The sequence below is a fragment of the uncultured Brevundimonas sp. genome (assembly GCF_937863155.1).
In the GTDB taxonomy this organism is placed as follows: Bacteria; Pseudomonadota; Alphaproteobacteria; order Caulobacterales; family Caulobacteraceae; genus Brevundimonas.
Map to the genome: position 1 here is coordinate 1 of NZ_CALMFB010000011.1, position 23312 is coordinate 23312.

Below are 23312 nucleotides of genomic sequence, written 5' to 3' on the forward strand. Positions count from 1 at the left end.
ACGCGAACGGATCATCCTTGAGACGCTGAGACTTTCCATGGCCAACGACACCCCCGCCGCCGCCCGCGACTATCGCGACACCGTCTTCCTGCCCGAGACGCCCTTTCCGATGCGCGGCGGCCTGCCGCAGAAGGAGCCGGCGATCCTGGAGCAATGGGGCGACCTGTATGGCGACCTGCGCACGCTGCGCCAGTCGCAGAAGGCGCCGCTGTATGTTCTGCATGACGGCCCGCCCTATGCGAACGGCGACATCCACATCGGCCATGCGCTGAACAAGACGCTGAAGGACTTCGTGGTCCGCAGCCGCTTCCTGCTGGGCTATGACGTCGATTACGTCCCCGGCTGGGACTGCCACGGCCTGCCGATCGAATGGAAGATCGAGGAGAAGTTCCGCACCCAAGGCAAGCGCAAGGACGAGGTCAGCAAGGCCGCCTTCCGCGCCGCCTGCCGCGAATACGCCACGGGCTGGATCGACGTGCAGCGCGAACAGTTCAAGCGGCTGGGCGTCATCGGCGACTGGGACAATCGCTACGCCACCATGGACTTCGGCACCGAGGCGGCCATCGTGCAGGAGTTCCACAAGTTCAAGACGTTGGGCCAGCTGTATCGCGGGTCCAAGCCCGTCATGTGGTCGCCGGTCGAGCGCACCGCCCTGGCCGACGCCGAGATCGAATACCACGACCATGTCTCGCCCACCGTCTGGGTGAAATTCCCGGTCGCGGCCGCCGGCGACGACCAGCCGGACGACCTGCTGGCCTTCCGCCACGCCACGCCCTCGATCGTGATCTGGACCACCACGCCGTGGACCCTGCCGGCCAACCGGGCCATCAGCTATGGGCCGGAGATCGCCTATGGCCTGTATGAGGTCACGGCCATGGAGACGGGGCTGGAGTTCGAGCCCTGGGCCAAGCCGGGCGAGCGGTTCATCGTGGCCGACAAACTGGCCGACGATGTGCGCAAGGCGGCCAAGATCGCCGAATGGACGCGGATCGACGCCATCAACCCCTCGGGCCTGGAATGCGCCCACCCGCTGGCGCCGCTGCATCCCGGCTATGGCTTCGCCGTGCCCCTGCTGGCAGGCGATCACGTTACCGACGACGCGGGCACGGGCTTTGTGCACACGGCGCCGGGTCATGGCGCCGACGACTTCGAGGTGTGGAAGGCCCACGGCCATCACGAGGTGCCGGACACGGTCGACCCCGACGGCGCCTATTATGACCACGTCCCCCTGTTCGCCGGGCTGAAGGTGCTGGAGACCGAGGGCAAGAAGACCGGCAAATTCGGTCCGGCCAACGGCGCCGTCATGGACCGGCTGATCGAGGTCGGCGCCCTGTTGGCGCGCGGGCGGATGGAGCATTCCTATCCGCACAGCTGGCGCTCGCGTGCGCCGGTGATCTTCCGCAACACGCCGCAGTGGTTCATCCGCATGGATGAGGAGCTGGCCGGGGGCGACACCCTGCGTGAGATCGCCCTGCGCGCCATCGACGACACCGCCTTCCACCCGGCCGCGGGCAAGAACCGCATCCGCGCGATGGTCGAGGGACGGCCCGACTGGCTGATCAGCCGCCAGCGCGCCTGGGGCACGCCCCTGGCGATGTTCGTGGACAAACAGACCGGCCAGCCCCTGCATGACGCCGAGGTCGACGCCCGGATCGTCGAGGCTGTCCGCACCGGCGGCGCCGACGCCTGGTTCGATACGCCCGACGCCGACTTCCTGGGCGCCCACGATCCGGCCCGATACGAGAAGGTCGAGGACATCCTGGACGTCTGGTTCGACAGCGGCTGCACCCACGCCTTCACGCTGGAGCCGCGCACGGCCGAGGCGGGTTACACCGGCGACCGCCCGTCGCACTGGCCCGCCGACCTGTATCTGGAAGGCTCGGACCAGCATCGCGGCTGGTTCCAGTCGAACCTGCTGGAAGGCTCAGGCACCCGCGGCCGCGCGCCCTACCGGGCCGTGCTGACCCACGGCTTCACCCAGGACGAGAACGGCGAGAAGATGTCCAAGTCCAAGGGCAACACCGTCGATCCGGCGGTGGTGATCAAGGAGAGCGGGGCCGACATCCTGCGCCTGTGGGTCGCCCTGGTGGACTATGCCGAGGACCAGCGGATCGGAAAGCAGATCCTGCAGACCACGGTCGACGCCTATCGCAAGCTGCGCAACACCGTCCGCTATCTGCTGGGCGCCCTGAACGGCTTTGAAGAGGCAGAGCGCCTGCCGCTGGACCAGATGCCGCCGCTGGAGCGGTTCATCCTGCACCGTTTGTGGGAACTGGATGGCCAGGTGCGGGCCGCCTATGCCGACTATCGCTTCCAGGACGTGGTGCGGCCGGTGCTGGAGTTCTGTTCCGGCGACCTGTCGGCCCTGTATTTCGACATCCGCAAGGACAGCCTGTACTGCGACCGGCCCGACGCGGTGCGCCGCCGCGCCGCCCGCACGGTGATGGATGAAGTCTTCCTGCGCCTGACCGCCTGGCTGGCGCCCCTGACCCCATTCACCATGGAAGAAGCCTGGACCACCCGCTTCCCCGAGGGCGGCTCGAACTGCGCCCGCGTGATCCCCGAGACGCCGGATGCGTGGCGCAACGATGAGGAGGCCGAGCGCTGGGGGCAATTGCACTTCTTAATTGAAACAGCAATGGGCGCGCTGGAAAATGCCCGAAGAGAAAAGGTAATCGGCGGAGGTCTTGACGCCAAGATTGTCCTTCTAACGGGATCTCCCGTGTCTAATTTCTTGAATAATCTAGGCGAAAACTCCGTAGAGCAGGAGTTGGCAGATCTGTTCAGAGTGAGTCGCGTTCGGCTACTGGATATCGACAACCCAAAATATCAAGACGAATGGCTTAGCGTAACAGGTGAAGCCTTTGCCGTGCCTGTAACTATAAGCACTGGCGTCGATGCACCGGTGAAGATGAAGCTCATCCCACTGTTAGCTGAACCCAAATGCGCCCGTTCGTGGCGGCGCGTGCCGGATGTCGGCTCGGACCCCGACTATCCCGAACTGTCGGCGCGCGACGCCGATGCGGTGCGATGGCTGGACGCGCGGGCGGGCTGATCCGCCCGCCGGCCGCAGCGGCCCCGAAGGCGCCGGATCACATCCGGTCCGGCGTCTCGATACCCAACAGGTCCAGCGCGATCTCAAGCTGGTCCAGCGCCGCCTTGGACAGGGTCAGGCGCGACGCCTTGGTCGCCTCGTCCGGCGCGACCAGCACCGGGCAGGCGGCGTAGAATTTCGAGAACGACTGGGCCAGGCGATAGGCGTGTTCCGCGATCAGGTGCGGCATCCGCTTGTCATAGGCGTCGGAAACCGCCTGGTCGAAGGCGTCCAGGGTCAGGGCCAGATCCCGCTCGGCCGGTTCGGCCACGACGATGGCGCCCAGGACCGCGCCCTGGTCCGCCGCCTTGCGCAGCAGGGATTTGATACGGACAGCCTGGTAAAGCAGATAGGGCCCGGTCTTGCCCTCGAACGACATGAACCGGTCCAGGTCGAAGACATAGCTGGTGGTCCGGGCGTTCGACAGGTCGGCGAATTTCAGCGCCGCGACCGCCACCTTGTGGGCGATGGCCTCGAACTCTTCGGTCGGGAGGTCGTCGCCCAGCCTGGCTTCGTGCAGCCGCTCGCGCGCCTTGTCGACGGCCATGGAGATCAGGTCGTGCAGCTTCAGCACCCCGCCGGCGCGGGTCTTGAACGGCTTGCCGTCCGGCCCGTTCATGGTGCCGAAGCCCAGATGCTCCAGCATGCCGTCGGCCGCATAGCCGGCCAGGCGCGCGGCGCGGAACACCTGTTCGAAATGCTCGGCCTGGCGTTCGTCCACGACGTACAGGATCAGGTCGGGGCCGATGGCGTGCTTGCGATCCAGAATGGTGGCCAGGTCGGTGGTCCCGTACATGGCCGAGCCTTCGGAACTGATGACCAGCAGGGGCGGCGGGCTGGGCGCCTCGATCACCGAGCCGTCGGCCAGCTTCTTCTTGCGCGTCTCGCCGGGGCCGGCGACGTGGACCACGCGGGCGCCGTCGTCCTCGACCAGCAGGCCGGTGCTCTCCAGATGGGCGATCATCTCGGCCATGCGGGGATCGGCGTCGCTTTCGCCGTTCCACAGGTCGAAGGTGACGCCCAGGGCGCCGAACTCACGCTCCAGCGCGGTGCGGCTGACGGCGACGAAATGGGCCCACAGGGCGCGATAGCCGGCGCGGCCGGCCTGCAGCTCGGCCGTCGCCTTGCGGGCGCGGTCGCGGAAGGCGGGGTCTTCCTTGGCCTTGCCGGCGGCCTGGGGATACAGGCGCTCCAGGTCGTCCAGGGTCACGGGGCTGTCGGCCGGGAACGGCCCGTCGCCCTCGGCCATGAAGGCGTCGGCCTTGCCCTCGTCGGCGCAGGCGACGATCAGCAGACCCATCTGGAAGCCCCAGTCGCCGAAATGGGCGTCGCCCCAGACGGCATCCCCCCGGAAGCGGAACAGGCGTTTCAGGCTTTCGCCGATGATCGAGCTGCGCAGGTGGCCGACGTGCATCGGCTTGGCCACGTTCGGCCCGGCGTAGTCGATCAGCACCTTGCGCGGCGTCGCCACGGTCGAGGCCCCGCCGTGGTCGGCGTCGGCGGCCGCTTCACCCGCGCGGGCGGCCAGGGCGGCGTCGGACACCTTCAGATTGATGAAGCCGGGTCCGGCCACCTCGACCGAGGCCAGGCGCGGATCGTCAGTCAGGCGCGCGGCGACGCTGGCGGCCAGATCGCGCGGATTGGCGCCGACCGACTTGGCGGCGGCCAGGGCGCCGTTCGACTGGAAATCCGCCAGATCGGGGCGGTCAGAGGCGGTGACGCGGATGTTCGATCCCGCCACGCCTTCGGCGGCGAAGGCGGCGGTGACCGCTTCGCCCAGCGCCGTTCTGAGGTCGGTCATTGCGCGCCGGGGGCCGGGCTGTTGGGGGCCGGGGTGTTGGGCGCGCCGGCCTGCATGCGGAAGCGGCTGCCGGTGCGGTTGAACTCGGCCATCTCGGGCGTGACCTCGAAGCCGATCAGAATCTCGAAATTATCGCCCGACACCGTCGCGGACGACCGCGGGATGACGATGGTCTGGTCCTGAGTGATCGAGGCGGTCTGCTGACCCTCGAAATTGACCGGCAGGTCGAAATATTCCTTGGCCAGGACGGCGCGGTTCCGCTCGGTCACCGCCACCCAGTAGCGATAGGTGCGGGCGTCGCCCTGGGCCTGCGGACCCCGGCCCAGGTTGAACAGGGTGCGCATTTCGACGGTGATCGGTTCGTCCGACTGATAGCCGCAGTCCGAAACCACGCCCTCGATCTCGCCGGTATAGCCGACGGTCTGCAGCGACGGACGGCCCTCGGTCATTTCGACGTAGCGCGCGCCTTCGTACAGGATTTTCACATAGGGGCACGGGCCGGCCGCGGCGCGGCGGCGCAGCGGCTGGATGCGCGGCCGGTTGCTGCGTTGCTCGGCGTCGGTGTCGCGGCGGCCCTCGGTGCTGCGGCTGCCGCGCTGGGCGACCTGCGCCTCGGCGTCGGTGACCGTCAGGCCATTGAGCACAAAGCCTCCCGTCAGGGCGGCGGCGGTGGCGGCGAAGGCGAAAAGAGCGCGGCGCATCGAAAGCAATCCAACCGAAGAATGGTGAGCAGCGCCGGGACCGGCGTCGATCCCGCCACGCTCGGTGCTGATAGCGGCTAAAGCGAGGCGCGGCAAACCGACGCCCCCCTCAGGCGATACGCCGCCGGATCAGAGGCCCGGCAGCTTGAAACCGCTGCGGCGCGGCGCGATCAGGATGCCCGACTGATTGCCGGTCAGGGCCTGCAGGCGCTCGTACTCGCTGGCGGAATCGATGGTGATGGCGCCCGAAGACGTCTGGGCGGTCGTCGGGGCCTGGCTGGCGGCGTCGCCACGGCGCCAGAACAGCACGCGATCCGCGAAGCTGGCGTCCTTGTGGGCCAGGTCGCCGAACTCGTCGTCGATGACATAGCGGGCCAGCGGATCGGCGCGATCGGCGCCGGCCTGGGCGGCCAGGACCTGTTCACCCGGCGTGCGGGTCACGGCCTGGCGCTGGCCCAGCAGAATCTGGCGCGCGGCGCTTTCGGGGGCCAGTTCCTGGGGACGCGGCTGACCCGGCGTCGGCGGACGCAGGCCGTATTCCGGCGGCACCGTCAGCGGAGCGGTCGAGACGGTCACGAACTCGTCCGGCACCACCTTGGTCAGGCCGATCGACTGGCGAAGACCGCCACAGGCGCCCAGGGCCAGGGTCGAGACGGCGATCAGGGACACAACGGCGGCGCGGCGGATTCGCATGGACGTTTCAGGCTCCGGGGCGCGGGATGCGCGCGAACTCGGGATTAGGAAGACCGCGTCATTACGACTTTTCGTGGGCCACGCCAACCTTGGCCGCCTGCTCGACGCGGATGATGTCCAGCACCAGCAGCACCACGCCGATGGTGATGGCGCTGTCGGCGACGTTGAACACCCACGGGAACACGCCCGTGCCCGACAGGTCGACGAAGTCCACCACATAGCCGAACCGGATGCGGTCGATCACATTGCCCAGGGCGCCGCCCATCACCAGACCCAGCGCCGTGGTCAGCAGGCGCCGCTCGGACTTCATCGCCCACAAGGCCAGCAGGCCCGACATGGCGATGGCGAACACCGTCAGGCCCCACCGCGCCGCGCCGCCGCCGAACAGGCCGAAACTGACGCCCGTGTTCTCGACCCAGGTGAAGTTCAGGATCGGCGGCAAAATCGGGATGGACCGCATTTCACGCAGATCCATGCCGATCATCCACGCCTTGGTGATCTGATCCAGCACGATGACGGCCAGGGCGAAGACATAGGCGACGATGGCGAGGCGGGTGATCTTCATCTCGCGCCGGTAGCAGGAACCGGCGCGCGGGCGAAGGGGGTAAATGCGCCGCCGCATGGCCTTCTCGCGCCGGGGCCGACAGGTCATTATGCGGCGGCAAGGAGATCGCCATGTCCCTGGACGCCTATATCGACGGCCTGCCCAAGGCCGAACTGCACCTGCATATCGAGGGCAGTCTGGAGCCGGAACTGATGTTCGAGCTGGCCCGGCGCAACGGCGTCGCGATTCCGTTCGACAGCGTCGAGGCCGTGCGCGCGGCCTATGACTTCTCCAACCTGCAGGACTTCCTGGACATCTATTACGCCGGGGCGAACGTGCTTTTGACCCGCCAGGACTTCCACGATCTGGCCTTCGCCTATTTCCGGCGCGCGGCCGCCGACAATGTGCGCCACGCCGAAATCTTCTTCGACCCCCAGACCCACACGGATCGCGGCGTGGCCATGCAGACGGTGATCGAAGGCCTGTGGGACGGCATGACGCGCGCCGAAGCCGAACTGGGCGTCACCTCCAAACTGATCCTGTGCTTCCTGCGCCATCTGGACGAGGACGCGGCCCTGGCGACGCTGGAGGCCGCCCTGCCCTGGCGCGACCGGATCGCGGGGGTGGGCCTGGATTCGTCCGAGGTCGGCCATCCGCCGTCGAAATTCCAGCGCGTCTTCGCCCGCGCCCGCGACCTGGGCTTCAAGCTGTGCGCCCATGCGGGGGAAGAAGGCCCGCCGGCCTATGTGCATGAGGCGATGGACCTGCTGCGCATCGACCGCATGGACCACGGCAACCGGTCGATGGAGGACGAGGGGCTGATCCGCCGTCTGGCGGACGAACAGATGACCCTGACGGTCTGCCCCCTGTCGAACCTGAAGCTGTGCGTGGTCAAGGATCTGAAGGACCACCCGGTCCCCGAGATGCTGCGCCGGGGCCTGCATGTGACCCTGAATTCGGACGACCCGGCCTATTTCGGCGGCTATGTGAACGCCAACTATCGCCAGTTGGCCGCTGCGGTCGGCCTGAGCCGCGAACAGGTGACGCAGATGGCCCGCAACAGCTTCGAAGGCAGCTTCCTGAGCGAAGCCGAAAAAGCGCGTCATCTGGCTGAAATCGACGCCTACGCCGCCGCATAGAAAAGGCCCCGACGAACCGGGGCCTTTCCGTTCCTTAGAAGCTGAAGGCGATCAGTCCTTCTTCAGATCCTTCTGGCTGCCGACGCCGCCATCGGCCACGTCGCCGACGATCGGATTGTCGGCGCGGTTGGTGCGCCAGGTGTCGAAGTCCGACGAGAATTTCTGACGCCGCTCGCTGCGCCAGTCGTCATAGTCGCGGTCGAATTTCTGCATCTGCTGCTCGCGCCAGTGCAGATAATCCGGCTCGTAATCGCGCCGATTGTCCTGCCCCGAGCCTTCCCAGATCTGGGCGCCGGGGGCATGGCTGGTCGCGCGATAGGCCCGGGCGTCTTCCTGATCGCGCGATTGATAGGCGCCATAGGCGCGGCTGACGCCATAGTCGCGGCCGAATTCGCCCGACCGCGGCTGGCGTTCGGATCGGCTCTGATCCCGACCCCAGGTCTCGCGGCCGCCATAGGTGCGTGACGGCGGATCGGACCGCGCGCCATAGGCGTCACCCCAATCGTCGCGATCGCGATAGGCGCGGCTGTCGTCCTGGCGGGCGTACTGGCCAGAGCCTTCGGTGCGCCCGAACGCGCGCTCGGCCCCGGCCCAGCTGCGCCCTTCGCCACGGGCGCGGGCGCCGTCGTTCCAGTTGACGTCATCCTCGTCGCGCAGGCGATCGCGGCGGTCCTGTTCGGTCCATCGGCCCTGATTAGAATATCGGTTCGGCATCGGCGTGACTCCCTTATGGATGGCGCCGGCCGGCCTGCATGGCCGCCAGCGTCTTGCCCCAAGGTCAACCCGCGCCCAAAGCCCTTGTTCCTACAGCCAAGTTTGAAAACTGGCCGGCGGGTTCAATCGCACTTTTGTTCCTGCTATGTTCTGTTCTGATGACGCAGGATCGCGCACAGGGTGGACTGGATGGAGCGGGCCTGCGCTGGCTGTTCCTGGACCTGAACGCCTTCTTCGCCAGCGTCGAACAGCAGGAAAACCCCGACTGGCGCGGCAAGCCGGTGATCGTGCGCCCGGCCGCCAGCGAATACACCGGCGCCATCGCCGCCAGCTATGAATCCCGCCCCTTCGGCGTACGCACAGGCATGCAGGTGGCCGAGGCGCGGCGGCTGTGTCGCGGGCTGATCGTGGCCGAGGCGCGGCCGGACCTGTACGTCGCCTACCACCACCGGATCATGAAGGTGCTGGACGACCACCTGCCCATCTTCAAGGTCGGCTCGATCGACGAAGCCTCCTGTGAACTGACCGGCGACCGGCGCCGGGTGGACCAGGCCGTGGCCCTGGCCGGGCGCATCCAGGCGGCCATCATGGACACGGTCGGCGAATGTCTGCGGTCTTCGGTCGGCCTGGCGCCCAGCCGGTTCCTGGCCAAGACCGCCTGCGGCATGCGCAAGCCGGCGGGGATCACCGTGCTGCGGGCCGACGCCCTGCCTGGCCCGCTGCTGGATCTGCCGCTGTCGAAATATCCGGGGGTGGGGCCGCGCATGGTGAAGCGGCTGGCGGCGGCGGGGGTGACGGACACGGCTGGGCTGTGGGCGTTGGACGCCCGCCGGGCGCGCGCCATCTGGGGCAGCGTCGAGGGCGAACGCGTGTGGCGCGGCCTGCGCGGTCTGGACAGCGACCTGCCGCCCGAACGCCCCATCGCCTCGATCAGCCACAGCCACGTCCTGGCCGCCCCAATGCGAACACCGGACAAGGCGCGCGCCGTGGCCCGGCGGCTGGTGGTCAAATGCGGGGCGCGCCTGCGCCGCCTGGGCCTGACGGGGGCGGCGCTGAGCCTGCACATCGATCTGGACGACACGCGGCGCCACGCGGGCTGGCGCACCGGATCGTTCAACCTGGCCGTGCCGCCGACCTCGGACACCTTTGTCCTGCTGGCCGCGCTGGACCGGTTGTGGGCGCGCGCGGCGCCGGAGCTGGCGGGCGGACGTCCCGGCTATGTCGGGGTGGGGGTGCACGGGCTGAAGCCGATCGACGCCTTTTCGCCCGATCTGTTCGACCCCGGCCCGGACCAGGGCGGAACCTCCCCTTCCCTGCGCCTGTCCCGCGCGCTGGACGTTCTGAACCGCCGCTATGGCAAGGACACGGTCAGCATCGGCCCGCGCCCCGACCTGCCCGCCTATATCGGGGCCAAGATCGCCTTCAACCGCATCCCCGACCTGGAGGACTTCTGCGAATGAGACCGCTGCGGTTGTCATGGTGATCGCCGATAACCTAGGCTGACAAAGGTCAAGCTTGCCGAATCTCCCTCGGTCAGGCGCACCGACAGTGGAGTTTTCGCCCATGATGATCCGTTCGATCTGCCTTGCCGCCGCCCTGACGCTGGCGGCCGCCCCCGCCCTGGCCCAGGATGTCAGCGCCAGCCCGACCTTCGGCAATGTGCGCCTGTCGTCGGGCTTCCCCAACGACCCGCACACCACCACCGTGATCGCGGGCGGATCGGTCAACGCCGCCAACCTGCCGGGCGCCTGCGTCGGTCAGATCGGCGAGGCGCCGGACGTGCGTCTGACCTATAGCGGCGGGTCCATGCCGCTGTTCATCCGCACCGTGGCCGCCGCGGACACTACCCTGGTCATCAACGGACCAGACGGGCGCTGGTACTGCGACGACGATTCGCACGGCGACGGCGACGCCCAGGTGCGTTTCTCGCGCCCGCAGTCGGGCGTCTATGACATCTGGATCGGCGCCTTCAGCGGCAATCCCGAGGCCACCCTGGTCATCACCGAGATCGAATAGGCGATACGGACCGCAAGGCCCGCATCACCGACGCCCTCCGGTCATGGCCGGGGGGCGTTTTCGCGCCCGCTCTCGCTTGACTCCGGGCCCTGAGTCAGGGCCTTACCTCGGTCGCTCTCGCGGGAGAGACCGGGCCGCGCTTTGGACCCGGAGCCGAAGGCGCAACCGCCCCGGAAACGCTCAGGCAAAAGGACCGCGAGGGCGCACGGACGCTGGAAAGAACCCGGCCGGGTTCGCCGACGGAGCAAGGCGCCACGCTTGTGACGCCGGAATCTCTCAGGCTTCAGGACAGCGGGGGCGCTTCACCGGCGGGAAACCGTCAGATCAGGCGACCGCGAGGCCCCATGTCCGAAACACTGAAGACCACCCCCCTGAACGCCGCGCACCGCGCCCTTGGCGCCCGCATGGTCGGGTTCGGCGGCTATGACATGCCGGTTCAGTATGAGGGCGTCCTGGCCGAACACCGCTGGACGCGCGAACACGCCGGCCTGTTCGACGTGTCGCACATGGGCCAGGCGCGCATTGTCGGCGCCGACGCCGTGGCCGCCTTCGAGGCCCTGGTCCCCGGCGACTATGCGATCCTGAAGGACGGCAAACAGAAATACAGCCTGCTGCTGAACGACGCCGGCGGCGTCATGGACGACCTGATGGCCGGCAAGCCGGACCACACGGGCCTGTATGTCGTGGTCAACGCCGGCAACAAGGACGCCGACTTCGCCCATATTCAGGCGAGACTGACCGGCGACGCCACGCTGGAGATCCTGGCCGACCGCGCCCTGCTGGCCATTCAGGGGCCGGAAGCCGCCGAGGTCATGGCCGCCCATGAGCCGGTTCTGGCGGACATGGGCTTCATGGATTGCGCCCGACTGATGCTGTTCGGCGTCGATTGCTATGTCTCCCGCTCGGGCTACACCGGCGAGGACGGCTATGAGATTTCGGTCCCGGCCGACGCCGCCGAGCGGGTGTGGAACACCCTGTTGCAGGACGCGCGGGTCAAGCCGATCGGCCTGGGCGCGCGCGACAGTCTGCGCCTTGAGGCCGGCCTGCCCCTGCATGGCCACGACATCGACGCCGGGACCAATCCGGTCGAGGCGGCCCTGACCTTCGCCCTGTCCAAATCGCGCAAGGAACGCGCCGATTTCCCCGGCGCCGCCGCCATCAACGCCCAGTTGGCCAATGGCCCGGCCCGCGTCCGCGTCGGCCTGATCGTCAAGGAAGGCGCCCCGGCCCGCGAAGGCGCCGAGATCGCCGATGCCGACGGCAAGGTCATCGGCGTGGTCACCTCGGGCGGCCCGTCGCCGACCCTGGGGAAGAACATCGCCATGGGCTATGTCCCGCCGGCCTTCGCCGACCTGGGGACTGCGCTTCAGGTCATTGTGCGCGGCCGGGCCGCCGCCGCCGAGGTCGTCGCCATGCCGTTCGTCGCGTCGCGTTACTATCGCAAACCGAAAGTCTGAGAGGGGTCAGCCATGAAATTCACCAAGGATCACGAGTGGGTTCGCCTGGACGGCGACGTCGCCACCATCGGCATCACCAAACACGCCGCCGACGCCCTGGGCGACGTGGTGTTCGTCGAGGCGCCGCAGGTCGGCAAGACCGTGGGCAAGGGCGACGGCTTCGCCGTGGTCGAGAGCGTCAAGGCCGCCTCTGACGTCTACGCCCCCGTCTCGGGCGAGGTGGTGGAAAGCAATGACGCCCTGTCCGGCGCCCCGGAAACCGTCAACGCCGACCCCGAAGGCGAAGGCTGGTTCGGCAAGATCAAGGTCAAGGACGCCGGTCAGCTGGACGAGCTGATGGATCGCGCCGCCTACGACCAGTATCTGACCACGCTCTGACCACCGTCACCCTCGGGCTTGACCCGAGGGCCAGACGATCAACCGCTGTCGCGAAACCTTCGACGCACAGCCCGCACCGCATCCGATCCTCCGATCACGTCGGAGGATGACGGAGTGAGAAGACCATGCGCTACCTCCCCCTGACGCCCGACGACCGCGCCGCCATGTTGGCGGCGATCGGGGCCAAGTCGATCGACGATCTGTTCGTGGACGTGCCCCAGGCCGCGCGCCGCGACGGTCTGGTCGATCTGCCGCGCGTGGCGGGCGAACTGGAGGTCGAGCGGGCGCTGGGCGCCCTGGCGGGCCAGAACGTGGCGGCGGGGTCGGCGCCCTTCTTCTGCGGGGCCGGGGCCTATCGCCACCATGTGCCGGCGACGGTGGACCACATCATCCAGCGGTCGGAGTTCCTGACCAGCTACACCCCCTATCAGCCGGAAATCGCCCAGGGGACGCTGCAATACCTGTACGAATTCCAGACCCAGGTGGCAAACCTGACCGGGATGCAGGTGGCCAACGCCAGCCTCTATGACGGCTCGACCGCCATGGCCGAGGGCGTCTTGATGGCCACGCGGGTGACGCGCCGGAACAAGGCCGTCATCTCGGGCGGGGTGCATCCCCATTATGTCCGCGCCACCGAGACGGTGGTGCACGCCGTGGGCGTCGAGACCCAGGCCCTGGCGCCCGCCGTGGACGCCGAAGACGCCGTGATCGCCGCCATCGGCCCGGACACCGCCTGCGTGGTGGTGCAGACCCCCAACGTCTTCGGCACGGCCACCGACGTGACCCGGATCGCCGAGGCGGCCCAGGCGGCGGGCGCCCTGCTGATCGTCGTCGTCACCGAGGCGGTGTCGATGGGCCTGCTGAAGTCGCCCGGCGAAATGGGCGCCGACATCGTGGCGGCGGAAGGCCAGTCGATCGGCAACGCCCTGAATTTCGGCGGCCCCTATGTCGGCCTGTTCGCCACCCGCGACAAGCTGGTGCGCCAGACGCCCGGCCGTTACTGCGGCGAGACGGTGGACGCCGAGGGGCGGCGCGGCTTCGTCCTGACCCTATCGACGCGCGAACAGCATATCCGCCGCGACAAGGCGACGTCGAACATCTGCACCAACTCCGGCCTGTGCACCCTGGCGTTCAGCATCCACATGAGCCTGCTGGGGGAAACCGGCCTGCGCCGGATGGCCCTGCTGAACCACGAGGCGGCGGTGAAGACGCGCGACGCCCTGGCCGCCGTGCCGGGCGTCCAGATCCTGACTCCGCGCTTCTTCAATGAGTTCGCGGTCCGCCTGCCCAAGGATGCGACCCAGGTCGTGGACGCCCTGGCCGCGCAGGGCGTGCTGGCCGGCGTGCCCTATGGCCGCCTGAACCCCGGCGCCGGTTTCGACGACGTTCTGCTGGTCGCCGCGACCGAGACGACGACGGATGCCCATATCCAAGCCCTGAAGACCGCCCTGACGGAGGCGCTGTAATGAGCACCATGAACAGCGTCGGCCGCCCGACCACTCCGAACGCCGTCTCCGAAAAGCCCGCCACCCTGACCGGGGCGCGTGGCCTGTTGCAGGACGAAGCCCTGATCTTCGAGGTCGGCCGCTGGGACGTGACCGGCGTCGACCTGCCCGCCCCCGCCACCGACGGCTCGGACCTGGGCGACCTGGTGCGGCGCGATCCGATCGGCCTGCCGGGCCTGTCGGAGCCGGAGGCCATGCGCCACTATGTGCGGCTGTCGCAGAAGAACCACGCTATCGACCTGGCCCTCTATCCGCTGGGATCGTGCACGATGAAGCACAATCCGCGCCTGAACGAGAAGATGGCGCGCCTGCCGGGCTTTTCCGACATCCACCCGCTGCAACCGCAATCGACGGTGCAGGGCGCCCTGGCGCTGATGGACCAGCTGGCCCACTGGCTGACGACCCTGACCGGCATGCCCGCGGTGGCCCTGTCGCCCAAGGCGGGCGCCCACGGCGAACTGTGCGGCCTGATGGCCATCCGCGCCGCGCACGAGGCCAGCGGCCAGCATGAGGCGCGCCGCAAGGTTCTGGTGCCGACCAGCGCCCACGGCACCAACCCGGCCACCGCCGCCTTCGTCGGCTATTCGGTGGTCGAGGTGGCCCAGACCGACGATGGCCGCGTGGATGTGGCCGATCTGGCCGCCAAGCTGGGGCCGGACGTGGCGGCCATCATGGTGACAAACCCCAACACCTGCGGCCTGTTCGAGCGCGACATCCTGGAGATCAGCCGCCTGACGCACGAGGCGGGGGCCTATTTCTACTGCGACGGGGCCAACTTCAACGCCATCGTCGGCCGGGTGCGCCCCGGCGACCTGGGCGTCGACGCCATGCACATCAACCTGCACAAGACCTTCTCGACGCCGCACGGCGGCGGCGGGCCGGGCGCGGGTCCGGTGGTGCTGTCCGAGGCGCTTGCGCCCTTTGCGCCCGCTCCGTGGGTGGTGTCCGATGCCGACGGCTTCAAACTGATCGAGCGCGCGGAAGACGAGGCGGCCCAGGCCTTCGGCCGCCTGTGCGCCTTCCAGGGCCAGATGGGCATGTATGTGCGCGCCCTCAGCTACATGATGAGCCACGGCTCGGACGGCCTGCGTCAGGTGGCCGAGGACGCCGTTCTGAACGCCAACTACATCAAGGCCCGGCTGCAGGACCTGATGAGCCCGGCCTTCCCCGACGGCCCCTGCATGCACGAGGCCCTGTTCGACGACGAATGGCTGAAGGGCACGGAGATCACCACCCTGGACTTCGCCAAGGCGATGATCGACGAGGGCTTCCACCCTATGACCATGTATTTCCCCCTGGTCGTGCACGGCGCCATGTTGATCGAACCGACGGAAACCGAGTCCAAGGCCGAACTGGATCGCTTCATCGAGGCCATGCGGGCCCTGGCCCAGGCCGCGAAGGCGGGAGACGCCGACCGGTTCAAGGGCGCCCCCTTCCACGCCCCGATGCGTCGTCTGGACGAGACCCGCGCCGCCCGCTCGCCGGTGCTGCGCTGGTCCGCGCCGGAAGGCTCCAACGCCGCCTGAGACCGCCCCCATCTCGCAAAGCACGGCAATGTGAACCGCAAGCCGCGTAACCGGCGTATGCTCCCCCTTGCGTAGTCGGGAACGAGCAGGCGTTGGGAGGCGCTGTCGGTCATGATGTCACGCGTACAAAAAGGGCTTGTCGCCGGTCTGGCGGCCACCGTGGCGGTCTCGGTTCTGGAGGCCGTCAACATACTGGCGCTGAAGTGGTTTGCGCCGTTTCCCCTGATCCTGGCCAAGCTGGTCGGAGTGCCCGGCAATCTGGCGGTCGGATGGGTGCTGCATGCGATCGCCGGGATCTTCATCCTGGGTCCGCTGTTCGGAATCCTGTGTCCGCGCCTGCCGACGGACACGCCGGAAACCAAGGGCATCGTCTTCGCCGTGGGCGCCTTTGTGGTGCTGATGGTGGGGCTGGTGCTGTTCGGCGGCGGCGATGTGTTCGGCCGCAACTTCGGCACCATCGGCTGGCTGGTCGCCACCCATGCGGTGTTCGGCATCGTGCTGGGCAATGTCTATGCCCGGATGGTGGCGCGGGATCGCCGCGCGGTCGCCCCGCCAGGCGCCGCCCCGGCGCACTGAGGCGGTCGGGTCTGAAAACACAAAGGCCCCCGTCGCGAGACGGGGGCCTGAGATGTCGTGACCGCGTCGGCGGCCAGACCAGAAAGGCCTAGTTAAGGCGCTGGCCGATCTGGGCGATGGCGGCGTCAATCAGGGGATCGGTCTTCTGGGTCGCGGCGCGCTGGGCCAGGATCTGTTCGGCGGCCTGGGCGGCCAGGTCGGCGGCGGCCGCCTTCACATCGGCGGCGGCCTGGGCCTCGGCCTGGGCGATGCGGCGTTCGGCCAGGGCCTGACGGCGGGCCAGGCTGTCTTCCAGCTTGGCCTTGGCTTCGGCTTCCAGGCGGCGGGCGTCGGCCTCGGCGGCCTTCAGCATTTCTGCGGCCTGGGCTTCGGCTTCGGCCTTCTCCTTGCGGATCTGGGCCAGCATGGCCTCGGCCTCGGCCCGCAGACGGGCGGCCTCGTCCAGGTCGGACTGGATCTTGGCGGCCTTGGCGTCCAGGGCGCCGGCGATCACCTTGGGCACGCCCGCGAAGATCAGGATGCCGACAAAGATCAGCAGGCCGATGGCGACCCACAGTTCGGGGTTCGCCAGATCGTACATGTGGGGATCGAGGAAATGGGGCATCAGGCGGCTCCGGCCTTGGTGGCGGCCTTCAGTTCGGCGGCGCTGGCGGCCTGGCCGGTCAGACGCTCGACCATGGCGCGGGCGGTGTCTTCGGCGACGGCGCCGACATGGACCATGGCCGCGTCGCGGGTCTTGCCGATGGCGGTTTCGGCCTCGGCAATGCGCTGGGCGACGCGAGCCTCTTCCTCGGCCTGGCGGGCCTGGGCTTCGGCGGTGACGCGGGCCTTGGCGGTCGCGGCCATGCCACGAGCCTCGGCGCGGGCCTTCTCGACCTCGGCCTGGGCGGCGGCGGCCTGATCGGCGGCCTCGGCCTGGACCTGACGGGCGGTGGCGACGGCGTTCGAGATGGTCTCGGCCCGCTCGTCGATCACCCGGCGCAGACGCGGGGCGAAGACCTTGGCGATCAGGATGTACAGCACGAAGAACAGGATCAGCAGATAGCCGATCTGCCCCGCCCAGACGGTGGTGTCGAACTGGGGCAGGCCGCCCTTGGCCTCGGCCTCGGTCGTGGCGTGAACGCCGGCGCCATGCGGGTCGTGGGATGTGGGAGCGGCCATGATGTCCGTTCTTCGCAGGATAGAAAGCAAGACGGCGGCGGCCCCCGTGTGGAGAAGCCCGCCGCCGCCCGGATCGAAAAAACGCTTAGGCGTTCAGGATCAGGATGCCCAGCACGAAGGCCAGGATGCCCAGGGCTTCGGCCAGGGCCGCGCCGACGAACAGGTTGCCGACTTGCGACGAAGCGGCCGACGGGTTGCGCAGGGCGCCGTTCAGGAAGTTGGCGAAGATGTTGCCCACGCCGATGGCCGAGCCGATCATGCCCAGGGTGGCCAGGCCGGCGCCGATGTATTTGGCGGCTTCAGCTTCCATGATGAGTATCCTTGTTTCAGTCAGTGGGTTGGAAGGTGGAAAGTTCGAAACTGAGCCGGGTCTTTAGTGACCGTGGCCCAGGTTGACCACATCATTCAGATAGATGCTGGCCAGAACGGCGAAGACGAAGGCCTGAAGGAAGGCCACCAGAAACTCCAGGGCGGTCAGGGCGACCACGCCGACCATCGACAGGCCGGCGATCGGCAGGGCCCAAAGACCCAGACCCTCGCCGGCGAAGGCCGAGGCGCCCAGGGTGACCACGAAACCGGCGAAGATCTTCAGCGCCACGTGACCGCCCAGCATGTTGCCGAACAGACGCAGCGCCAGGGTCACCGGACGCAGCAGGAAGGACAGGAACTCGATGGCCCCCACGACCGGGCGCAGCACCAGGGGCGCGGCCGACGGCCAGAACAGTTTGAAGAAGCCGAAGCCGTGCTTGATGAAGCCGATGCCGATGACCAGCCCGATGGTCAGCAGGGCGAAGGTCAGGGTGATCGCCAGCTGCGACGTCGCCGTGAAGGTCAGGAACATGCCCAGCAGGTTCATGCCCAGGATCAGGCAGAACAGGGTGAAGACGAACGGGAAATATTTGCGGCCTTCGTGACCGATGATCGATTCGGTCACCCCGTCGATCATGCCGAACATCTGTTCGCCCGCCGCCTGGAGCCGACCCGGCACCACCTTGGCTTTCGAGGTCGCCAGCGTCAGGAACAGCACCACCAGCGCGAAGGCGATGGTCATGGCGACGTGCGAATTGGTGATGGCGATCCGGCTTTCGCCGATGATCGGCAGGACCACCGTGCCGAAATCGAGACCCTCGATCGGCTTGACCTGAAACTGTTCGATCGGATCGGCCATGGGCCTAGCGGTCCTCGTCTTCTTCGTCGTCGAAGGGGATCGACTGAGGTTCGATCCCGCTCGCCTTCGCCTGCGCCATCAGCCGGTTGGCCGTGCGGCGCGCCATGTAAATCGAAAGGGCGAAACCCAGAAGGACCCCGCCGATCAGCCCCCAGGGATTGGTCCCCAGAAGACGGTCGAAACCGAACCCCAGCGCCAGGCCGACCAGAACGCCGCCGATCAGCTCGGCGATGATCTTATAGGCCTCGCCCGTCACCTTGGCGGCGCCCAGGTCCATCGCCGCCTTGCGCGCGGTGCGCGCCTCCAGCTCGGATGCGCTTTGGTTGAGGCGTGTGATCGCCTCGTTGCGCGATTCCGGTGGCAGGGACATGGAAACCTCGACGCCTCTTTGTCCGCACGGGGCGAACGCCGAAGGGGGTCTGAATTCGGCGCGGAACCTATAGGCGAGGGCCGCTTTGGTCAAGGACGGTGTGACAAGGCGCAAATTCCTGTCTTTGCTCAGCTTTTCATGAACAGAAAACAGGCGCGACCAACGGCCGCTGGCGAGACGGCGACCGAGGCCCTAGTTTGACGCCCATGGACGCCGCCCCGACCTTCCCTGCCGATTCCCGCCGACCGATCACGGTGCGGCTGGCGACGCCGCGCGGCTTCTGCGCCGGGGTGGATCGGGCCATCCAGATCGTCGAACGCGCCATCGAACGCTTCGGCGCCCCGGTCTATGTGCGGCACGAGATCGTGCACAACCGCCATGTGGTCGAGCGGTTGAAGGCCCTGGGCGCCGTGTTCGTGAAAGAGCTGGACGAATGCCCCGACGACCGGCCGGTGGTTTTTTCCGCCCATGGGGTGCCCAAGTCGGTGCCGGCGACGGCGCGGGCGCGCCAGATGCTGTTCCTGGACGCCACCTGCCCCCTGGTGTCCAAGGTCCATGTCGAGGCCGAGCGCCATCACGCGGCCGGGCGGCACATCATCCTGATCGGCCACGCGGGCCACCCCGAGGTGATCGGCACCATGGGCCAGCTGCCGCCGGGGACCATCAGCCTGATCGAGACGGCGGCCGACGCCGAAGCGTTCCAGCGGCCCGGCGATGCGCCCCTGGCCTACGCCACCCAGACCACCCTGTCGGTCGACGACACGGCCGAGGTGCTGGCGGTGCTGAAGCGGCGTTTTCCCGAACTACCCGACCCGCACAAGGAAGACATCTGCTACGCCACCACCAACCGGCAGGAGGCGGTCAAGCGGCTGGGCGATGGTTGCGACCTGGTGCTGGTGGTCGGGTCGCAGAACTCGTCCAACTCGGCCCGGCTGGTCGAGGTGGCCTTGCGCGCCGGGGCGGGCGATGCGCGTCTGGTGGACGACGCGGGCCATGTCGACTGGGCCTGGTTCGAGGGGGTGAAGACGGTCGGCGTCACCGCCGGAGCCTCGGCCCCCGAACCCCTGATCGAGGCCCTGATCGAAGCCATCCGCGCCCGCTTCGACGCCACCGTGGTCGAGGACGACGGCGAACGCGAGACGGTGGCGTTCAAACTGCCCCGGGCGCTGACGGCCTAGTCTTCGCCCACGAAATCCTGGGCGAACTCGGGGCTGTCCTGATCCAGGTCGCTGAGCAGGTCTTCCTCCCCCTCGGCGCCGCGGCCGGGGTCGGGCACTTCGAAGCCCGGCGGCATGGACAGGTCCAACAGGCCCGCCGCCCGCATGTCCTGAACCCCCGGCAGGTCGTGCACGCTGGCCAGGCCGAAATGTTCCAGGAAGCGGTCGGAGGTCGCATAGGTCACCGGCCGCCCCGGCGTGCGGCGCCGTCCACGCAAACGCACGAACCCCATCTCCAGCAGCAGGTCCAGCGTGCCGCGTGACAGGGACACCCCCCGCACGCTCTCGATCTCGGCGCGGGTGCAGGGCTGGTGGTAGGCGATGATGGCCAAGGTCTCCAGCGCGGCCTTGGACAGGCGGCGCGGCTCCTCCCGCTCCTCGGTCATCATGAAGCTCAGGTCCGGCGCCGTGCGGAAACGCCAGCGGTCGGCGACGCATTCCAGCTCGACCCCCCGGCCCTCATAGCGCGCGCGCAGGGCGGCGATGGCCGCGCCGACATCGGCGTCTTCGGGCAGGCGCCGCGCGATCTCGGCCGCCGACAACGGCCCGGCGGCGGCGAACAGCAGGGCCTCGACCCGGCGCTCGATCTCGGCCTCGTCGGGCTTGAACTCCAGATCACTCACGGCGTCAGCTCCATCGGCTGGCCGACATCGCGGCGACGCAGATACAGCGGATCGAACGCCGCCGCCTGTTTCACATCCATGCCGCCCTCCTTCACCAGCTCCAGACTGGCCGACAGGGTGGAGGCGACGTAGCTGGCCGTCGAGGGGCCGTCCGCCCCGTCACCCTGCGGCGCCACCTGGTCCAGCGGGGTCCAGTCGTCCAGGCGCGGCATGATCTCGCGCAGCCAATCGCGCGCGGCCTCCAGCGGGAAGGCCTCGACCCGCTGGGTCGGATTGTAGTGGCGGGCCTGCTCCTTGCGCCGCTGGGTCACATAGGCGGCCATCAGCTCATACAGGCTGGCGTCGATGCGGTCGGACGGGATGATGACCGTGGCCTCGGGGTCGCCGCGGGTGAAGACGTCGCGCTTCAACTGGGGCCGGCCGGTAATGGCCTCGACCGCCTTGCGCATGGCCTCCAGCTTCTGAAGACGAAAGGCCAGGGCGGCGGCCATCAGCTCGGCCGGCGGCTCCTCGGCCTTGCCCTTTTCGGTGCGCGGCAGCAGCAGGCGCGACTTCAGATAGGCCAGCCACGACGCCATCACCAGATAGTCCGCCGCCAGGGCGAAATTCCTGCGCCGCGCCTCGTGGATGAAGGCCAGATACTGTTCCGCCAGCCGGGTGATCGACAGTTTCAGCAGATCGACCTTCTGGGTCCGCGCCAGGGCCAGCAGGACGTGCAGCGGCCCCTCATATCCATCCAGATCGACGACGAAGGCCTCGCCCTCCTCCACCTGATCGGCGGCGGCGAAATCCAGATTGGGCTGGAAGGTCTCGGTCATGCCTGCGCCTCGCCCACGTCCGGCCCGCGCCGGGCGTCCAGCTTGCCGGCCAGCAGCGCCTCGAACCGCGCCCGCGCGTGATCAACATCCAGCGGCTCGACTTCGCGCACGATGCGGGCCAGCGCCGCCTCCGCCCGCGCCTTCGACGCGCCCTTCAGACGGCCGACGGCGCCCGCGACCTGCTGCATCTCGGCCAGGTCGCCGTTGCAGTGAAGCGCGATGTCGCAGCCGGCCTTCAGCGCCGCCGCCGCCCGCTCGGCCAGGCTTCCCGACAGGGCCTGCATCGACAGGTCGTCGGTCAGGATAAGACCACCGAACCTCAGCCGCTCGCGCATCAACCGCACGGCCTTCCTCGACACCGTCGCCGGGCGTTTGCGGTCGACGGCGGTGAAGACGACGTGGGCCGTCATGGCCATGGGCATGTCGCTGAGCGCGCGGAAGGGCGGGAAGTCCCAGGCCTCCAGATCCGCCAGCGGCGTCTCGACCACCGGCAGGGCCTTGTGGCTGTCGGCGAAGGCGCGGCCGTGGCCCGGCATGTGCTTGATGACCGGCAGGACGCCCCCGGCCATCAGCCCCTCGGCCTGGGCGCGGGCCAGGGGGATCAGCCCGGCCGGACTGTCGGCGAAGGCGCGGTCGCCGATGATGTCGTGAGCGCCAGGCACGGGCGCGTCCAGCACCGGGGCGCAGTCCACGGTGATCCCCACCGCCCGCAGGTCATGGGCCATCAGCCGCCCGCCCAGCCGCGCCAGATCGCGCGCCACCAGCGGGTCACTGGCCGCCTTCCGATAGGCTTCGGCCGGCGGATATTTGGGCCAGTGCGGCGGGCCCAGACGCTGGACCCGCCCGCCCTCCTGATCAACCAGGATGGGCGCATCCGCATCGTCCACGGTCTCACGCAGGGCCTCGGTCAGGGCGCGCACCTGATCCGGCCCATCGACGTTGCGGCGGAACAGGATGAAGCCCCACGGCCGCGCGTCCCGGAAGAAGGCGCGTTCGTCCGCCGTCAGCCGATGGCCCGAACAGCCGTAGACGGCGGCCGACCTCACCGGACGATGCAGTCCCGCCCGGCGGCGCGCAGGGCCGAACAGAAGGCCGTGGCCCGTTCGCGGCTCATGCCGGTGAAGGTGGTGCGATAGACGGTCTGCCCCTTGGAATCGACCACCTCCTGCACCCGCTTGCCCGCGCCCTGGGCGAACTGGGGGAAGCGGGCGGCGACGGCCGCATATTCGCGGTCGGCCACGGCGGTGGAGGAGAAGGCGCCGATCTGAACCCCCGACGAACCGCCGGCGGCCGGCGGGGTCTGGGCCTTCTCGGCCGGAGCGGCGGGCGCGGCCGGAGCGGGCGCCGGCGCGGCCTTGGCGGCGGGCGGCAGGGGCGCGGCCGTCACCGGCGCGGTCGGGCGCGGCAGGGGCGCCTCGGGCGGGGCGACATAGGTGGGCGGGGCGTCGGCGGCGGGGTCGCCTTCGCGATAGACGCGGATGCCGGCCTCGGGATCGACGGGCTGGGCCTCGATCGGGGCCTCGACCTTCAGGGCGCCGACCTCCTGGCCCACGGTGGGCGGGGCCTGATCCGGCGACCGGGCGCCGGCGCGATAGAAGACCACCACCGCCACGATCAGCAGCAGCAGCACGATGCCCGAAACGATCAGGGTCACCGGCGGCCCGCCAGAGCCGCCGCCCGTGCGGCGCGGCCCGCGCGCGTCATAGCCCCCGCCCCGCCGGAACGGCAGGTCGTCATCGGTCGGCGGCGTATAGGCGCCGCGTTCTCTGGACCGGGGATCGTCTTCATAGGACATGGGGGGCGCTCCGCAT

General features: G+C 68.8%; 24 protein-coding genes and 1 riboswitch. Of the genes, 10 read left to right on the top strand and 14 right to left on the bottom strand.

Annotated features, from left to right (window positions below; genetic code table 11):
* Positions 1-37: 37 nt before the first annotated feature.
* Positions 38-3055 carry an isoleucine--tRNA ligase gene (gene ileS, locus Q0581_RS01115; protein WP_298696630.1) on the top strand — a complete coding sequence of 1006 codons (3018 nt, stop codon included), beginning with the start codon at positions 38-40 and terminating at the stop codon, positions 3053-3055.
* Positions 3056-3092: 37 nt separating this feature from the next.
* Here the strand turns inward: ileS and argS are convergent, their stop codons facing one another.
* The 4 genes from argS to lspA form a co-directional block, all read right to left on the bottom strand.
* Entirely contained in the window at positions 3093-4895 is a 1803-nt protein-coding gene (gene argS / locus Q0581_RS01120) for an arginine--tRNA ligase (RefSeq protein ID WP_298696632.1), read from the bottom strand.
* Positions 4892-5596, bottom strand: a complete 705-nt coding sequence (locus tag Q0581_RS01125; RefSeq protein ID WP_298696634.1) for a Tat pathway signal sequence domain protein — start codon at positions 5594-5596, stop codon at positions 4892-4894. Before Q0581_RS01125 ends, argS begins: the two co-directional genes overlap by 4 nt.
* Positions 5597-5725: 129 nt before the next feature.
* On the bottom strand, positions 5726-6289 hold the full coding sequence (locus tag Q0581_RS01130; protein WP_298696636.1) for a DUF3035 domain-containing protein: 564 nt from the start codon (positions 6287-6289) through the stop codon (positions 5726-5728).
* Positions 6290-6350: 61 nt separating this feature from the next.
* Positions 6351-6854, bottom strand: coding sequence for a signal peptidase II (gene lspA / locus Q0581_RS01135; protein ID WP_298696638.1), 504 nt, complete (start codon positions 6852-6854; stop codon positions 6351-6353).
* A 110-nt stretch (positions 6855-6964) separates the two neighbouring features.
* On the opposite strand from lspA, the gene Q0581_RS01140 reads away from it, so the two are divergent.
* The gene (locus Q0581_RS01140) at positions 6965-7972 is read left to right on the top strand and encodes an adenosine deaminase (RefSeq protein WP_298696640.1); all 1008 of its coding nucleotides are present in this window, start codon (positions 6965-6967) and stop codon (positions 7970-7972) included.
* 51 nt (positions 7973-8023) lie between these two features.
* Here Q0581_RS01140 and Q0581_RS01145 read toward each other — a convergent pair whose 3' ends face one another.
* Positions 8024-8686, bottom strand: coding sequence for a hypothetical protein (locus Q0581_RS01145; RefSeq protein ID WP_298696643.1), 663 nt, complete (start codon positions 8684-8686; stop codon positions 8024-8026).
* Between the two features lie 158 nt (positions 8687-8844).
* On the opposite strand from Q0581_RS01145, the gene Q0581_RS01150 reads away from it, so the two are divergent.
* From Q0581_RS01150 to Q0581_RS01180, 7 genes are all read left to right on the top strand, one after another.
* Positions 8845-10146 (top strand): type VI secretion protein ImpB, encoded by a 1302-nt coding sequence (locus Q0581_RS01150; RefSeq protein WP_298696645.1) that lies wholly within the window; start codon positions 8845-8847, stop codon positions 10144-10146.
* A gap of 103 nt (positions 10147-10249) precedes the next feature.
* Complete coding sequence (locus Q0581_RS01155; protein WP_298696649.1) at positions 10250-10702, top strand: peptidase S1; 453 nt, start codon at positions 10250-10252, stop codon at positions 10700-10702.
* A 110-nt stretch (positions 10703-10812) separates the two neighbouring features.
* Positions 10813-10908: riboswitch (glycine riboswitch) on the top strand.
* A 138-nt stretch (positions 10909-11046) separates the two neighbouring features.
* The gene (gene gcvT, locus Q0581_RS01160; RefSeq protein WP_298696650.1) at positions 11047-12159 is read left to right on the top strand and encodes a glycine cleavage system aminomethyltransferase GcvT; all 1113 of its coding nucleotides are present in this window, start codon (positions 11047-11049) and stop codon (positions 12157-12159) included.
* 12 nt (positions 12160-12171) lie between these two features.
* Complete coding sequence (gcvH, locus tag Q0581_RS01165) at positions 12172-12537, top strand: glycine cleavage system protein GcvH (protein ID WP_298696653.1); 366 nt, start codon at positions 12172-12174, stop codon at positions 12535-12537.
* A gap of 125 nt (positions 12538-12662) precedes the next feature.
* On the top strand, positions 12663-14003 hold the full coding sequence (gene gcvPA, locus Q0581_RS01170) for an aminomethyl-transferring glycine dehydrogenase subunit GcvPA (RefSeq protein ID WP_298696656.1): 1341 nt from the start codon (positions 12663-12665) through the stop codon (positions 14001-14003).
* Positions 14003-15568 carry an aminomethyl-transferring glycine dehydrogenase subunit GcvPB gene (gcvPB, locus tag Q0581_RS01175; RefSeq protein WP_298696659.1) on the top strand — a complete coding sequence of 522 codons (1566 nt, stop codon included), beginning with the start codon at positions 14003-14005 and terminating at the stop codon, positions 15566-15568. The genes gcvPA and gcvPB overlap by 1 nt, the downstream gene beginning before the upstream one ends.
* Before the next feature lie 111 nt (positions 15569-15679).
* Entirely contained in the window at positions 15680-16144 is a 465-nt protein-coding gene (locus Q0581_RS01180; RefSeq protein ID WP_298696662.1) for a DUF6789 family protein, read from the top strand.
* An 88-nt stretch (positions 16145-16232) separates the two neighbouring features.
* Here Q0581_RS01180 and Q0581_RS01185 read toward each other — a convergent pair whose 3' ends face one another.
* From Q0581_RS01185 to Q0581_RS01205, 5 genes are all read right to left on the bottom strand, one after another.
* On the bottom strand, positions 16233-16748 hold the full coding sequence (locus Q0581_RS01185) for a F0F1 ATP synthase subunit B (RefSeq protein ID WP_298696665.1): 516 nt from the start codon (positions 16746-16748) through the stop codon (positions 16233-16235).
* On the bottom strand, positions 16748-17305 hold the full coding sequence (locus Q0581_RS01190) for a hypothetical protein (protein WP_298696668.1): 558 nt from the start codon (positions 17303-17305) through the stop codon (positions 16748-16750). Before Q0581_RS01190 ends, Q0581_RS01185 begins: the two co-directional genes overlap by 1 nt.
* Positions 17306-17390: 85 nt before the next feature.
* On the bottom strand, positions 17391-17615 hold the full coding sequence (locus tag Q0581_RS01195; protein WP_298696671.1) for a F0F1 ATP synthase subunit C: 225 nt from the start codon (positions 17613-17615) through the stop codon (positions 17391-17393).
* Between the two features lie 63 nt (positions 17616-17678).
* Positions 17679-18473, bottom strand: a complete 795-nt coding sequence (locus Q0581_RS01200; protein ID WP_298696674.1) for a F0F1 ATP synthase subunit A — start codon at positions 18471-18473, stop codon at positions 17679-17681.
* A gap of 4 nt (positions 18474-18477) precedes the next feature.
* Positions 18478-18843 carry an AtpZ/AtpI family protein gene (locus Q0581_RS01205; protein WP_298696678.1) on the bottom strand — a complete coding sequence of 122 codons (366 nt, stop codon included), beginning with the start codon at positions 18841-18843 and terminating at the stop codon, positions 18478-18480.
* 206 nt (positions 18844-19049) lie between these two features.
* Between Q0581_RS01205 and ispH the strand changes: the two genes are divergently transcribed.
* Positions 19050-20021: a 4-hydroxy-3-methylbut-2-enyl diphosphate reductase gene (gene ispH, locus Q0581_RS01210; RefSeq protein WP_298696681.1), complete on the top strand. Its 972-nt coding sequence runs from the start codon at positions 19050-19052 to the stop codon at positions 20019-20021.
* On the opposite strand, the gene scpB is transcribed toward ispH, so the two are convergent.
* Genes scpB through Q0581_RS01230 form a run of 4 tightly spaced genes read right to left on the bottom strand, consistent with a single transcriptional unit; the run spans position 20018 to position 23296 of the window.
* Positions 20018-20683, bottom strand: a complete 666-nt coding sequence (scpB, locus tag Q0581_RS01215; RefSeq protein ID WP_298696683.1) for an SMC-Scp complex subunit ScpB — start codon at positions 20681-20683, stop codon at positions 20018-20020. The two genes, ispH and scpB, sit on opposite strands and share 4 nt — an antisense overlap.
* Entirely contained in the window at positions 20680-21501 is an 822-nt protein-coding gene (locus tag Q0581_RS01220; RefSeq protein WP_298696685.1) for a ScpA family protein, read from the bottom strand. The genes scpB and Q0581_RS01220 overlap by 4 nt, the downstream gene beginning before the upstream one ends.
* Positions 21498-22547: a beta-N-acetylhexosaminidase gene (gene nagZ / locus Q0581_RS01225; protein ID WP_298696686.1), complete on the bottom strand. Its 1050-nt coding sequence runs from the start codon at positions 22545-22547 to the stop codon at positions 21498-21500. Before nagZ ends, Q0581_RS01220 begins: the two co-directional genes overlap by 4 nt.
* Entirely contained in the window at positions 22544-23296 is a 753-nt protein-coding gene (locus tag Q0581_RS01230) for an SPOR domain-containing protein (RefSeq protein ID WP_298696688.1), read from the bottom strand. The genes nagZ and Q0581_RS01230 overlap by 4 nt, the downstream gene beginning before the upstream one ends.
* Between the last annotated feature and the right edge of the window lie 16 nt (positions 23297-23312).